The sequence below is a fragment of the Pseudoalteromonas sp. XMcav11-Q genome (assembly GCF_040104525.1).
In the GTDB taxonomy this organism is placed as follows: Bacteria; Pseudomonadota; Gammaproteobacteria; order Enterobacterales; family Alteromonadaceae; genus Pseudoalteromonas.
In genome coordinates this window covers 298,376-312,857 of record NZ_JBECOX010000004.1, presented here as the reverse complement: position 1 = coordinate 312,857, position 14,482 = coordinate 298,376, and the positions used below count along the sequence as shown (strand labels likewise).

Below are 14,482 nucleotides of genomic sequence, written 5' to 3'. Positions count from 1 at the left end.
TAATTGCAATGTTATTGGTATCCAAAATCGGCTCCTTCTTCGCTGTCTCCTATTCAACCTTAGGTGAGGGTTGAGGTTTTCACAAATAAAAATGCCAGCAAATGCTGGCATTTAGATAATTTTAAAGTATTAGCTACGGATTGTAGTAGATAGGAGAGTTAGGTCCAACTGGTAGACCAAAGCCAAATACCCACACGTAGAATAGTGCTACCCAGCCTATAAAGAAGAACATGCTGTACGGCAACATAGTTGCTACTAATGTACCTATACCCATGTCTTTTTTGTATTTCGTCGCAACCGCTAATATCAAACCAAAGTAGCTCATCATGGGAGTGATAAGGTTAGTAACTGAATCTCCAATACGGTACGCTGCTTGAATGGTTTCCGGCGCATAGCCGATAAGCATAAGCATTGGAACGAATATCGGTGCCGTGACAGCCCATTGAGCTGATGATGAACCAAGGCTTAGGTTAACTAGTGCACACATGAATATAAACAGTACGAATACTTCAGGGCCAGTTAGGTTTAGCGCCTGCAATAGTGCTGCGCCATTTATTGCAAGGATTGTACCTAGGTTTGTCCACTTAAAGAATGCAACAAACTGAGCGGCAAAGAATACCAACACGATATACATGCCCATAGAGCTCATGCTTTTACTCATTGCATCAATAATGTCGCGGTCATTTTTCATGGTGCCAACCACACGGCCGTACACAAAACCCGGGATAGCAAAGGTTACGAAGATAAATACCACGATCCCTTTTAAAAATGGTGAACCCGCCACTTCGCCTGTTTCAGGATGACGTAAAATACCATCTTCAGGTACTATGGTTAATGCAAGCAGAATGCTCACTACGAGTAGCGATAAACCAGCCCATCTAAGGCCAGACTTTTCTTTTGCAGAAAGCTTCTCGATATTGTTTTCACTTAAATCAACGCTGGCTTCTTTAGGGTCGTATTTCCCTAAACGTGGCTCTACGATTTTCTCAGTGACTAAGGTTCCCACGATGGCAATTAGGAATACTGAAATCATCATGAAGTACCAGTTCGCTTCAGGTCCTACTTGGTAAGTTGGGTCAATCATCTGCGCAGCAGGCGTCGTAATACCAGCTAATAGCGGATCGATTGTGCCAAGCAATAGGTTTGCGCTGTAGCCACCAGATACGCCAGCAAATGCAGCGGCTAAACCGGCAAGCGGATGTCTACCAAGGCTATGGAAAATCATTGCGGCAAGCGGAATAAGTACAACGTAGCCAAGTTCTGATGCGGTGTTAGACAAGATAGCAGCAAATACAACCATGAACGTAACAAGGCGTTTTGAAGCGCCCATTACCATGCCGCGCATTGCAGCTGATAGCATGCCTGAGTGTTCTGCAACACTAACCCCTAGTAATGCAACAAGTACGGTGCCAAGTGGTGCAAAGCCAGTAAAGTTAGTCACAAGACCAGTCACAATGCGTTGCAAACCCTCTGCACTCATTAAGCTTACGACTTCAATGACACCGTCGGGGTCGCGACCTGCGGAGCCTTCTGGGCGAGGATCGATGGCAGATAGCCCCATCCAATCGGCAATACCACTAAATACCACGATGGCGATACAAAACATTGCAAACAAAGTAATAGGGTGGGGAAGCATATTCCCTAAGAACTCAACAGTTGCCAAGAAGCGATTGAATAATCCCCCTTTTTGCCCCTGTTGGTCCTGACTATCAGCTTGCGTCTCTACAGCATTTGACATAGCTAAATTCTCAGTTCCAAAAAATGGCGCAACCTTAGCATTTTTTTTACATGAGATCATGCTTAAGCGGCTATTTGTCCTCTTTTTAGGGTGAAAGGCGGAACATTGTGCAAAAACGGATCAGTTAGAATAGCTTAAGCTGATTTTTATCAGAACTTGCTTGTTTTTTGCGTCCACGACTTGAGCGACGCCTTGAAGCGTGAGTATGAAGCACTCTGCCTGTTTCATCTTTATCTAGATGTTGCTTATAAAATGCGGAGATTTTTTCACGGGCAATTTTTGCTGCGTCATCGGGTAATATAGCAGGGCGCTGATATTGGTCTTCTTTTAAGCTGGTATAAAACCAAGGTGTATGCAAGTAATGCGTTGGAACGTGATTAAGCTCAGGAATGTAGCGGCGAATAAATTGGCCTTCTGGATCATATTTTAGCCCCTGCGTTATGGGGTTATAGATGCGAAACGGATTTATCCCAGTAGTGCCTGACTGCATTTGTACCTGAGGATAGTGGATCCCAGGTTCATAATCTATAAATAGAGTGGCAAGTCTTGCTGCTGGTTGTTTCCAATCAAGCCATAGATGATAGCTTGAAAACGCCATCAACATTGCGCGCATGCGAAAGTTTATCCAGCCTGTGGCGATCAGCATTCGCATACAGGCATCAATAAAGGGGACGCCCGTGTTGCCGTGAGCCCAAAGTTCATAACGTTGCGTATTAAATTCACTCGCACGCATATCAATTAAGGATGCATGCACAGCGCGCTCAGCATAAAGCGGTTCTGATTCGAGCTTTTGCACAAAGTGGCTATGCCAGTAAAGCCGTGATAAGAAACCGCTCTTATTGCGTTTTGAGTCAACATTTAATTCAAGAGTTTGTTGTAACACATCCCTGAGGCTTAGCACGCCATAGGCCAAATACGGACTGAGTCTGGAGCTACTGGTTACGGCTTTTACCGGGCTTGAGATACCAAATAAATAGTTGTCTATCCTATGATTAAAAAAGCTATTCAAGGTTTGCTGCGCGGCTTTGAGTCCACCTAATTGTGGCTTTGGGGCTGAGTTGCTGTCATTCCCAGGGTAGTCATTTAAAAGTGCAATACCACTATGCTGTTGCAGCAGTGGATTGATTTTTGAAGGCGTTGGTAGGCAGTCGCTTTGCAGCCAGTCCTCGGCTTGCTGTTGCCACTTATCACGATTAATTTTTCCCCTAAATACGGCTTGTTGGCGATATTCTTCATACGATACGTGTCGTTCTTTGCACCAGGCAATAACACGCAAATCGCGCTCAAATGTCCATGTATTCCCCGTTTCTTGATGGCAATAAAGGGTTGCGATCGCGATGTGCTGATGGATCTTTTCAAGTATTTCAATGATATCACCCTGGCGAATCGTCAGCGTGCCACCTAAAAGCTGCAGCTGCTCTGCAAGGCTTAGCAGCGACTCCTTCAAAAATTGAAATTGTCTTTCGCTGGTATCGGGGAGCTGCCAGTATTCAGGTTCGATAACATACAATATCAGGGTTGGTCTGCCATTATTACACGCTTCGTAAAGTGGTCTATGGTCGGACACTCTTAAGTCACGTTTGAGCCAAACGAGGTTAATCATCTAACACACCCTTAAACAATAAAGGGTAGCGGCGTAGGCGTTTTCCTATGTAGTCGTCGGCGAGGATCTGCTGGCAAATTCGCTCTACATCATCGTCCACCGCAAACACCCAATCAAAGCGCTCAATGGCGAGCAAAAAGCCACGTTTTAAAAAGCGTTGCTGGCGAAATTCATCGCAGTTCTGTTTGATTATCTTGAGTTTACTTGGATTTTCCCTGAGCGCTTCGACGACCTTACTTACATATGTGCGGGTTTGTTTGCTTTCAGGGTGGGGACGTCTAACGCGACGTCCTCGGTTGGTATTTGGATATAAGCTACTCATTCGCCTCTTTAAAAATGTAATCTAGCTTCTTAATAAAATCGTCTTTGTGCTTATCTTGTTCATAATCCAAGTGATAAGTATTATGAAACCCAGAGCGCAGTAACACGCCACTGCCTTGCAGGTATATGGTGTAACCATCTGGATCTGAATAGGCCACTATGCCCTCATAGCGTTTACCTTCTTCGGTTACTTCACCGTGCTTTTGAATATGCTCGAACACCGTTAACAAGAACTTGCTATCTAATTCATTTTTCATTGTTCACCTCGATACTTGGAATACGCTTTCACTGTGATAGCCGATCACTTAACTAACGCTGAAATTGCCTTAAATTGCTCATTCTTGGCCGATTTTAGCCACTGAAATAAAATAGACTCTAAAGCCAAAAAGCGTGCGCCATCTGCCTGCATCTGCATTAGCGCCCAATCTGTGTGTTTTGGATTACGTGAGCAAATACCATCGGCAACTATCACAACGTTGAAATTGTCCGCAAGCAGGTCATTGACGGTTTGTTGTACACAGATATGACTTTCGAGGCCAACCACGACGATGGTGTCGCGTTTATATTCTTGAATAGCTTGCTTGCAAGATTCAACGTGGTAGGCACTAAACGCGGTTTTTTCGATAACCGGGAGATTAAATTCAAGTAAACTCGGTGCTGTATGGCCAAGCCCTTTGGGATATTGCTCAAAAATCAGTGCAGGAACAGACAAATGTTCTGCAGCTTGTAGCAGGGTGGTTACTTGGCGCTCGATATCGCCAAATACCTCAATATGAGGACGAAATTTTTCTTGAATATCGATCACTAAGATCATGCTGTCCGAAGGTATCAAATTCATCATCTTCTCCTTAGAGATTACGTTGCAAGGCGAGCACGCGCGCTTCGCTAATACGTTATTTATTCGTTACAATGGTATACCCACTTAAAAAGTAAACGGTTTTGGCGTGAAAGTACATTTTCTTGGCACTTCTTCAGGTAGCCCATCTAAACAACGTAATATGTCGGCAGCGGCAGTAAGCTTTGAAAATACCAAAGCCTGGGTACTAATTGACTGCGCCGAAGCAACCCAGCATGCGCTGCTGCACAGTGAGTTAACCCTATATCATCTCGAAGCGATTTGTATTACCCATCTTCATGGGGATCATTGCTATGGATTACCCGGACTCATTTCATCCATGGCATTAAACTCTCGCAAAGCGCCGCTAAAATTAATTGCGCCGAGGGCCGTTATTCAGTTTGTGCAAAGCTGTTTTACACTGACAGAGGTGAGACTAAGTTTTGACTTAATCACCATCGCCCTTGAAGAAATAAACGATAAGCTACAGCTTGAATGTTGCGATATCGAAACCATAGCGCTACAACACAGAGTGCCCAGTGTTGGCTATAAGCTCACGGAAAAATGTATTCCTCGCAAGTTAAAAATAGATAAACTTCAGCAAGATGGCATTGCGTCTGGCGGCCACTACAACCTGTTGCAAAAGGGTCAAGACGTAGAATACCAAGGCCGACTTTTAACCTCAGATGACTACAGTTTTTATAGTTGGCAACCTCGAGTTGTAATAATTTGTGGTGATAACGAAAAGCCCGGCTTGCTATCGCAGATGATAAAAGGGGTCGATTTGCTTGTTCATGAAGCTACCTTTACCGCTGCTGATCTTCATAAAGTAGGTTTTCATACAGGACATAGCGATGCCAAGCGCATCGCTCAATTTGCACAATTACATCAAGTGCCGATGCTCGCGCTCACTCATTTTAGCGTGCGCTATCATGGCGAGGGCATGCTGCAGCCTCTTATTGAAGAGGCCAAGTTGCACTTTAGCAATGCACTCATCATTGCAGAGGATGGTCTGATTGTAGACATTCCAAAGCAAAAGCAAGTTGAGTGTGTAACAGCTTAGCTCTGGGATTGCTCGCAAAACCAACGCCAATCGGCTACGACTTGCTCGCTGTAATGACTGGCCGATTTGACCAATTCATCGATGAGACTAGGCAAAATGGCTACGGCATCCTCTTGAAATTGTAAGGAGCGTCTATCTGCTCGCATATGTGAAAGGGCAAGTGCTTCACCGCAAGCCTCTGCATATTGGCTAAAGCCCGACTTAGTCGCTGCACGTTTACCGATGGTGATGTCTTCTGGGTCTATACCAACGCGAGCATGATGGCGCGAGCGTACCAGCCAGTGACTGCCTTGCCACAGTGCATTATCTAAAATGAGATCGGTACGGCGCTGCATTTTTCTTTGACTGTTGACGGTTAAGTGTGCGGGATCTAAGCGATTCACAGGGCTTAAACTTGCAAAGTAAGCAAGAGGCGAAGCGAGTTGCTGTTGTTTTACCTCCACAATGTGGCATAGCGGCAAAATATCTTTAGTGGGCTTTTGTACGTTTGGGCCAACCAACAAATAATATCTGCTCAGATGCAATGAGCCTGTGCCTTGGTCGATACGCTCAACACAATCTAAAATTTCGTCATCAACATAGGGCGCGAAGTGATGAATAAGGTTTTCTTTTAAATCGGGGTCAAGTTGCTTAAACTTCAGTTTGTCTTCGCGAAAACGTAGCGGCTTAATGCTGAGGTCGATTTCCTTTGCGAGCGTGCTTTTTATCGTAAACGCGGCGCCACCCGCCATTCTTTGCAACCCTTTTTGCCATCGTTTATGCAGTATATGATTATTATCAAATTCGGTTAAGCCTGTGTTGCTATCGACCTTATGCTCCAGCGACAACTGACAGGCTTTTAGGTAACTGTGTAAAAAGTCCAATTGTGCTTGGGCAACTAGCTCTTTACTGACCAAAGGTTTACTTCGGTCTTTAATATCCTGAGCTTGCTCTTGAATACGCCCACCTTCTAGTTGGGTAAGCGGTAAACTCACTAAAAAGCGAAACAGGTCCCATACAGCGTGTCCGACGCAGGCGTCATCGAAGTCATTAGGTTCAAAAATTAGGGTATCGCCGTGGCTGCCTTCTTCACTATGAAAGCCAAAATTGCCCGTATGACAATCGCCCATTACGTAGGTGAGTGGCAGGCTGGTGGCCGCTTCAGGTAACTGTAATTGTTGCTCCAGTAAGTCCTTATACATAAGCGCGGCACTACCACGGAAGAACCGAAATGGACTGAGTCTCATTTTGTCGAATTTACTGCACTCATTGCTTACGTGAATGCCTTCACGCTCATTAAAGTAAGATGCAAGATAGTCGTGACGATTCATGGATTAGTCCTCCCTTTGAATAATACCCAATTGAGATTTTGCCAGTTTTACAACGGCTTTATCGATAGGTGGGGGACTAGTATCAACCCCCTTACTTAGTGCTTCGACAATGGTTTTCATCACTTGTACGCGGGCATACCATTTATGTTCCGCGAGGATCAAATGCCATCCCGCTAAATTTGTATCGGTTTTAGCAAACATATTATCAATTGCTTGCTCATAATCTTGTCGCTTTTGGCGGTTGCGAATATCTTCTTCCGTTAGTTTCCAGCGCTTATACGGATTATTTAAACGCTCTGTAAAGCGCTTGAGCTGTTCATCTTCGCTAATGTGTAAAAATAGCTTAACAATGCGGACGTTATCATCTGTTAGCAGACGCTCAAATTCATTGATTTCTTGATAGGCGCGGTGCCACTCTTGCTCACTAGCAAACCCTTCAACCCGTTCTACCAACACTCGGCCGTAATATGAACGGTCAAAAATAGTCATAGTACCCCGAGGAGGTAGCTTAGTTTGAAACCGATAAAGGTAATGCCGGCCTTGTTCCTCAGGCGTTGGTTTTGCGATTGGGTAGACCTTAACGCCGCGCGGATCGAGCTGTTCTGTCATGCGGCGAATAGCGCCTCCTTTACCAGCCGCATCCCAGCCTTCAAACACTAAAATAGCGCGCTTCCCTTGATGAAAATAGGCTTGTTGCACATGTAATAGCTGGGTTTGCCAGTACTTTAACTCGCTTTTGTAGTGTTTTTTTGAATCAATAGCAGGATGTGTCATGGGAGGCTTAACACTTAGCCCGCGATTTAGCGCCTTTATTTCTGATACATAACTGGTCATGCTAACTCCTTTAATCGCCTTTGGTTAAGTTGGCCCCGTTGTTGTCAAAGTGCTGTTCAACGCGAAAATATTACCGCACCAACTAACTTTTGAGCGTGTTAGAGTAACCTAGAGTAAACTCTACAGGGACTTTTTGACAATGATATGTCATACCATTTTGTCTTACACTTCCTTAATTTGAGGGAGCTAATCGGGCGCTAACGGCGTTAAAAACTTCTCATCATTTAGAACAGGCAAATAGCAAAATTTTTCCTTGATTGAATAACTGACTCCATCAGTATAAAATCTACCCCGAATAATATCTCGCGCTCATTGATGAGTAGCAAATTGCATTGATGAGGAACAACCGGAATAAACAAGGAAGGATTGGCATGAAGCCTTTTGACAAATGGCCTGCGCTTATGCAAGACGCACAGCAAGGTACATTCGATGATTCACTTTTTCAGTCAGATTCAGACGTAAAAAATTCGGCACAACCAACCAGATTGCCGATGGCTAAAGTGCCCACCATCATTCTTAAAGCACTTAACCCCCATCACACCGACTATATTCGTATTGACCCAAAAGAAGCTCGTTACTGGCATGGTGGACTTCATCACCATGACGATAGACAACTACTTGTTATTTCAAATAACCAAGCACAACGTCTCAAAACGGTTTCTCAAGGCAATATAAAGGAGATCTTTGCGTTTATTAAAAAGTCAGCGCTTGAGGCTAAAGTGGAAGGTCAGTTCGGTTCTGGTGGCAGTAAAGGCTTCTCGGGTGGGGCGGGAGAGTTAAGCCAAAACGGTGCACATTTAGGTGCCGCAGCTAAATATGCTGCTACAAGCGATTACTCAAAAAATGATGGTGTGGGCTTCAATAGTAGCCAAGGAGCAGGTACAACGCGCCCGTCAATGGGTAAGAGTAACGCTGGCATTCAAAAAACACCCACTAAGCTAGAAAGTACAGCACAACCCATAGATACTATTGCGCCATCTGTCATTATTGGTCAACCTAATCCAAAGCAAATCGTAAAACTAGAGCAAAACCAAGCCACTAAAAGACGTTTTGCAAATCATGTATTAGGGCCGGGAGAAACTGCCGCGAGTGTTGTCGAGCAGTATACTGGCACACCAAATGAAAGCCGTATATATGGCTTCAACCATCCTCAGTTTACTATAAAAAATCCTCCCAAAGCGGGTGATAAAGTCAGGGTGAATACCGGCTTTGACGTACTAGTTAAAGGACAATTCTATAATAGCAACAGCGTTAACCTAATCTGGAAAGGGCCAACGTCGGGTTCAAAATCAGCCATATTGGAGCAAGTGAATGGCAACTACATACCAGACAGAGGTTATGATTGGGAGTTGGCGCTACCGCTTGTGGCGGGGGAATACACATTAACCGCTGAAGCCGGAGGTGCGACGCACTCCGTGAGTTTTTCGGTTGAAGAATCTGAAGACCAACAGGAAATTATTGATTTTATATATATTCCAGAAGATAACAGCTTTATAGCGGTCACGCAGTCACTTGCCGATATTTTAGAGCAAGAAATGGAAGTACTTAACCCTCCCATGGAGCAGCTAAAGCAAGCGCTGGCTGGACAACAAGACCTCTCGAAGCAAGATGATAAAGTAATTGACGCAAAAAAGGCGTTAAACGAGACCCTAAAACCACTTGTTTCAGGCCCTACCGCTAATAAAATTACCGAAGTCATTGGCTTTAAAGGCCGAAAGTATACCTATGTGCGCAGTGATAAAATCGCCAATCATACTAGACGCTATAAAATTGATACGGACATTCGAAACGGTCGTCGTTTTAGCGATGCGAATGGCAACTTAGACCGTAGCAAACTGAACAAAGCGCTTAAAAATGATTTGAGCAAGCTAAAGGTCAATTTTAAGTATGATAAGAAGCTTGTCGACACGTATACAACCATATGGGGCGAATGGGCTAGGGAGCTAAATGAAGATCTAAAGATAAAAAGGTTTGAAAAAAGCGACTATTTTGATGCCAGTGCAGAGGCGCGATTAATGCGCTATACCCATGGTGCAGGCATTGCTGCAAACTTTAGCCCAAAGGATGGTGTCTTTTCATTTCAAGCTGATGCCAAAGTCGATTTTGCAGTCGGTGAAGCAAAAGCTGCAATGAGTGGTTACTACCCTAATAAAAATGGGTATGAATTTAAGTTTATGATGCCGCTTAAAAATACGACCAAAGAGCGTGAGATAAACTTAGGCGCGCTCCGATTAAATGCGACCATTGCCCTTTTCGGCTATGCAGGAGCGAAATTACAAGCGGCGGCAAATGTAGGCTGTACAGTAAAGCAAGGTAAAATGATGCTTGAGGGATTAACCCCTGAACAAGTAAAAGCACTTAGCCGCGCCGATCGCAAGTTTGAACCTGTAAAAGGCGAGCTCAGCGCATTTGCTGGGGTATCCGCAGGCTGTGAGTTAACTGGTGCTTTGCAGTGGGATAATCCAGAAAAATCTGGTAAATCTAGCTTTTGTGATTTAGCTAAATTAGGTGGAAAGGCAGAAGGCGCATTTGGCGCCGGTGCACACGCCGGGTGTTTTATTGGTTATGAAGACGGAAGGTTTATACTTCGCGCGAAATTGGGACTTATCTGGGGCGTAGGTGCTGGTGGAGAATTAGTCTGTGAGATAGGTGTCGATGAAATTGTCACGCTTGCCCAATTTGTTTATCACCAGCTTAAAAATAATGATTATGATTACCTAGCATTTATCCAAGAAGATGCTTTTAAAGTGCTCTACAAAGCTGTGGCGATGCATATTGCGACAGGTAAAGATATTATGGAGTTTATTGGCGGTTCTGCTGAGGATATAGATGAGTGGTGGCAGACAAAAGTGTTTATTCATGAACAAGCAAAGGAAATTATGGGTAGGGTACGGCTGAAACCAGAAATGCTCAAATTCACCGTACCTGAGGGTAAAGGAGCAATGTTAAATTTACTCGCTAATCCAAATTTAGCGAGTTTAATTGACTCGGGTACCTATAGTTGGTCTGGCTTAAATGAGCAGCGCGAAAATGCGATTATTATCATACTCAAGCATATTCTTTGCACAGAGGAATTAGACGAAGTGTTGCAGCATATGGGAGAGGGCGGCGCAAAATGTAGCCGAGAAGAGGGCTTATCTCAGCTTAATAGTATTTTAGAAGGTGCTCAGCAGCGTGAGTTTGATGCATGGAGACGTAAACTACCAAGTCGAGCACGTTCCGGTTCTGTTGCAGTAGCTATGCTCAATACAAATCCATTTGTTGCAATGGTGTAATAGATGCTGTGCAGCCAAAGCTGTTACTTTGACTGCACAACTAGGGGATTAGATTGATTTAGAGCACAACGAAAACCAGTAACTCTGTACGCTTTTTCCAATTTTTCAGATTCTTGGCGGGTATATACATTACTACCGCGAGGAGATTCCAAGAACATCCCGCCACGCCTTACTTTTTTGGTTCCCGATTTAGGTCCTTTGGGATCTAATTCTGGGGAGTGTTGATAATAATCTTCAGCCCACCAGTCATTGACCCACTCAATCATATTGCCGCTTAAATCATAAAATCCTAATGGGTTAGCGGGGTATGTGCCAGAAGGCTCCGCATAATCAGTATTTAGTTCATAATTCCGGCCTTCTTCTATCCGCCCGTTATCTGTGGCAAAAAGAATATTCTCGCCACGGTTTCGTGCTGCAAATTCCCATTGTGCTTCTGTTGGTAAATCAATTGGGAGTTGTGTGAGTTTTGCCAGCCATAAACAATAGTTCTTAGCACCATACCAACTCACTCCCGCAGGGAATTCAGGTGCGCGCCAAACTTCCCCTTTACCCCAATCCTCCCACATGGTTTTTGGTAGGTCGTTTACTGCGGTATATAAATCAAAATCGCCATAGCTTACCTCATAAGCGCCCATCGAATAGCTGGTAAGGGTCACCTTATGAGCGGGTTTATTATCGCGGGCTATGGTCCAAGGCAAGTTATTAGGACCTCCACCATCGCCCATCATAAAGCTGCCGCCTTCAACAAACACCATTTGGTCTTTAGTGCGCTCAATTAGTGTTTGCACTTGTTTGTCTTGCTCGCCAGTAAGCGCGTCTATTTGTTGGCCAAGGCCGTCACACCCGGTCATTACCACACACAGTACTGCGAGGCTGGGAACGGTTGTGTATTGATTGGTGATAATATTGCGGCGGTTAATGTTGGCAAAGTGGGGAAGTGAATGTATCCGTTTATTTTCCATATGGTGACTTTCCTATGTTACTTATTTATCCTTAGTGCAGCTCAAGCATACCAAGCGCACAGGCGAAATCAAAATTGCTACAGCATAAAGTAAGTAGTTTGAATAAACGCTGACTTTTACGGTGATAAATGAGATGGCAATGCACTAGTTAATTGATTGAACAGAAAGTGGTTTCGCTTGATTTAGTGCGCATCTAAACCCGATATCCCTGTAGCTAGTGTCTAGCTCATTTGACTCTTGCCGTGTATAAACATTACTGCCACGTGGCGATTCCATAAAAGTTCCGCCTCGCATAACCTTTTTTGTGCCTTCTTTTGGCCCTTTAGGATCCTGTTCTGGGGAGTGTTGATAGTAATCCTCAGCCCACCAGTCATTGACCCACTCAATCATATTGCCGCTTAAGTCATAAAACCCCAATGAGTTAGGTGGATAGGTGCCACTAATATGCGGTTCCGGCTCTTCGGCGAGAGAGTAATTTACACCGAGTTCAAGCATACCAGTATTGGTGGCAAACAAAATGTTTTCACCACGGTTTCGTGCTGAAAATTCCCATTGTGCTTCGGTTGGTAAATCAATTGGGAGTTGTGTGAGTTTTGCCAGCCATAAGCAATAGTTCTTGGCATCATACCAGTTCACCCCCGCAGAGAATTCAGGTGCACGCCAAATTTCATCTTTATCCCATTTTGTCCACATGGTTTTTGGCAGGTTGTTTACCGCGGTATATAAATCAAAATCGCCATAGCTTACCTCATAAGCGCCCATCGAATAGCTGGTAAGGGTCACCTTATGAGCGGGCTTATTATCGCGAGCTATGGTCCAAGGCAAGTTATTAGGACCTCCACCATCGCCCATCATAAAGCTGCCGCCTTCAACAAACACCATTTGGTCTTTAGTGCGCTCAATTAGTGTTTGCACTTGTTTGTCTTGCTCGCCAGTAAGCGCGTCTATTTGTTGGCCTAGGTCGTCACAACCGCTTATGACCAAGCATAGTAATGCCGTTAAAGGGGTTAATATCTGGTGATCAATCTTGTCCATAAGTGTGCTATCCACAAGGTCTTTGCATACACATTTATCATAACTTGTTTAGCTGTATTGAAACATAGCCAATGTGGCAGTAAGACCAATGTATAAATATTAAAATGACAATATAACGCTTGTGATTTATATTGCTTGGGCACTACAACCCTTGAAAGAATGAATGCTGTTCAAGCTGTTGGCGGCTTTTTAATTTATAAGCAAGATTATGCCCAAAAAGAGTATGCTATGAAATCTGCAGTATTGGTAATTGATGTACAGAACCTTTTATTCGACCCAGAGCCCAAACCGTATGCAAGTGAAGAGGTGTTAAGCCAAATTAACTTAGTGACAGGTTGGGCTCGAAAGCAAGGCATGCCAGTTATCTATATTCAACATGAGCAAAGCGATACTGCGATTGAGTATGGTAGTGAAGGTTGGCAATTACAATCAGTACTTCAAGTTGACGCCAATGACCAGTTCGTGCGTAAAACCACCCCAGATTCATTTTTAAACACAAATCTGTCTAACATACTTGAAGAACATGGAGCTCAACATATTTATATTTGTGGTTATGCTACAGAGTTTTGTGTTGATACAACGAGTCGGCGAGCCGCGGGTTTGGGTTATGCAGTTACACTAGTGGCGGATGCCCATACCACACATTGCAAAAAGCACATGTCAGGTGAACAAATAAGAATACATCATAATGCCACACTGCCAAATATCTCCAGTTTTGGAGTGAAAATATCCGCGGTGTCTACTGCCAAAATTATTGCTTTAGGTGACTGATACAGTCTAGTTTTGTTGAGGGATTACCATTTCCTGTCACTGTTTTCACTTACTCGTCCTAATAACCGGCTGTTAAGGGTTATACATGTTATTACACAAGTGTGAAGCAAACCGGAAACGGTCCTCCTATAAGTTTTAATCTAAGCCTTTGAACCAAAGGACTATTCAATCCACATCCATGCAATTAAAGGCGGGGTAGTCGCGTTTTTAAATGTGATATTAATTACGATATCGTCTTGCGTGTTCTCGTACTTCGCTGCAAATATCAGCATTGGATCCTGACCTCTTCGAAGAGACGCTAACAAGGTTTTGGATTTTAAGCGGCCAAGCTGCGGCGCGATTTCATGGTATGCCCGTAAAAATCCCTCCTCAGAAACCTTTTTGGCTAAGTCGGCGGTTATTACAGATAAATATGCTTGATAGTTTCCTCTCTCATGCGCTTTCAAAGCATTGTCGACAACAGGCATGAGAAGGTTAAGCGCCTCTTCTTCCGTTGAACCAAACGTTCCAAAATAATTCATAACTATTATCCTTGTCTAATCATCTTCACTACTGATTTTTCAACAACAGGTAATGAATATAAACAATATTTTTAAGTGTCTCAAACACTGTAAAAAGTCTAAGTACCTATTTCAATTGTGGGGTTAATACTTTTATACTAGGGTCTGTTGTTCTTTGCTGCTGCAAAAACAAACTTGAAAGATAAACAGGCCCTAACTTACGAGTAAGCAACGT

At 43.8% G+C, this 14,482-nt stretch carries 13 protein-coding genes; 3 read left to right on the top strand and 10 right to left on the bottom strand.

Features of this window, described 5'->3' with window-relative positions; all coding sequences use genetic code 11:
- Positions 1-133: 133 nt before the first annotated feature.
- From ABMY45_RS08885 to ABMY45_RS08865, 5 genes are all read right to left on the bottom strand, one after another.
- On the bottom strand, positions 134-1,738 hold the full coding sequence (locus ABMY45_RS08885) for an AbgT family transporter (protein WP_248298689.1): 1,605 nt from the start codon (positions 1,736-1,738) through the stop codon (positions 134-136).
- Between the two features lie 124 nt (positions 1,739-1,862).
- The gene (locus tag ABMY45_RS08880) at positions 1,863-3,341 is read right to left on the bottom strand and encodes a deoxyribodipyrimidine photo-lyase (RefSeq protein ID WP_206471959.1); all 1,479 of its coding nucleotides are present in this window, start codon (positions 3,339-3,341) and stop codon (positions 1,863-1,865) included.
- Complete coding sequence (locus ABMY45_RS08875; RefSeq protein WP_206471960.1) at positions 3,334-3,663, bottom strand: hypothetical protein; 330 nt, start codon at positions 3,661-3,663, stop codon at positions 3,334-3,336. Before ABMY45_RS08875 ends, ABMY45_RS08880 begins: the two co-directional genes overlap by 8 nt.
- Positions 3,656-3,919 (bottom strand): DUF3081 family protein, encoded by a 264-nt coding sequence (locus ABMY45_RS08870; protein ID WP_010373027.1) that lies wholly within the window; start codon positions 3,917-3,919, stop codon positions 3,656-3,658. The genes ABMY45_RS08875 and ABMY45_RS08870 overlap by 8 nt, the downstream gene beginning before the upstream one ends.
- Before the next feature lie 44 nt (positions 3,920-3,963).
- Positions 3,964-4,503, bottom strand: a complete 540-nt coding sequence (locus tag ABMY45_RS08865; protein ID WP_223193527.1) for an isochorismatase family protein — start codon at positions 4,501-4,503, stop codon at positions 3,964-3,966.
- 103 nt (positions 4,504-4,606) lie between these two features.
- On the opposite strand from ABMY45_RS08865, the gene ABMY45_RS08860 reads away from it, so the two are divergent.
- Positions 4,607-5,560 (top strand): ribonuclease Z, encoded by a 954-nt coding sequence (locus ABMY45_RS08860; RefSeq protein ID WP_211865637.1) that lies wholly within the window; start codon positions 4,607-4,609, stop codon positions 5,558-5,560.
- Here ABMY45_RS08860 and ABMY45_RS08855 read toward each other — a convergent pair.
- Together ABMY45_RS08855 and ABMY45_RS08850 are read right to left on the bottom strand one after the other, a co-directional pair.
- Positions 5,557-6,870, bottom strand: coding sequence for a DUF2252 family protein (locus tag ABMY45_RS08855; RefSeq protein ID WP_206471962.1), 1,314 nt, complete (start codon positions 6,868-6,870; stop codon positions 5,557-5,559). The two genes, ABMY45_RS08860 and ABMY45_RS08855, sit on opposite strands and share 4 nt — an antisense overlap.
- 3 nt (positions 6,871-6,873) lie before the next feature.
- Complete coding sequence (locus ABMY45_RS08850) at positions 6,874-7,704, bottom strand: polyphosphate kinase (RefSeq protein ID WP_206471963.1); 831 nt, start codon at positions 7,702-7,704, stop codon at positions 6,874-6,876.
- Positions 7,705-8,075: 371 nt separating this feature from the next.
- On the opposite strand from ABMY45_RS08850, the gene ABMY45_RS08845 reads away from it, so the two are divergent.
- Positions 8,076-10,979, top strand: coding sequence for a hypothetical protein (locus ABMY45_RS08845; protein WP_349288771.1), 2,904 nt, complete (start codon positions 8,076-8,078; stop codon positions 10,977-10,979).
- 23 nt (positions 10,980-11,002) lie between these two features.
- Here ABMY45_RS08845 and ABMY45_RS08840 read toward each other — a convergent pair whose 3' ends face one another.
- Positions 11,003-11,941 carry an SUMF1/EgtB/PvdO family nonheme iron enzyme gene (locus tag ABMY45_RS08840; RefSeq protein WP_349288770.1) on the bottom strand — a complete coding sequence of 313 codons (939 nt, stop codon included), beginning with the start codon at positions 11,939-11,941 and terminating at the stop codon, positions 11,003-11,005.
- A gap of 144 nt (positions 11,942-12,085) precedes the next feature.
- On the bottom strand, positions 12,086-12,976 hold the full coding sequence (locus tag ABMY45_RS08835) for an SUMF1/EgtB/PvdO family nonheme iron enzyme (RefSeq protein ID WP_349288769.1): 891 nt from the start codon (positions 12,974-12,976) through the stop codon (positions 12,086-12,088).
- A 228-nt stretch (positions 12,977-13,204) separates the two neighbouring features.
- Here ABMY45_RS08835 and ABMY45_RS08830 point away from each other — a divergent pair, with 228 nt between their 5' ends.
- A complete protein-coding gene (locus tag ABMY45_RS08830) occupies positions 13,205-13,747 on the top strand; it encodes a cysteine hydrolase family protein (RefSeq protein WP_349288768.1) in 543 nt (180 codons plus the stop codon).
- Positions 13,748-13,908: 161 nt separating this feature from the next.
- Here ABMY45_RS08830 and ABMY45_RS08825 read toward each other — a convergent pair whose 3' ends face one another.
- Positions 13,909-14,268 (bottom strand): hypothetical protein, encoded by a 360-nt coding sequence (locus ABMY45_RS08825; protein ID WP_095729356.1) that lies wholly within the window; start codon positions 14,266-14,268, stop codon positions 13,909-13,911.
- Between the last annotated feature and the right edge of the window lie 214 nt (positions 14,269-14,482).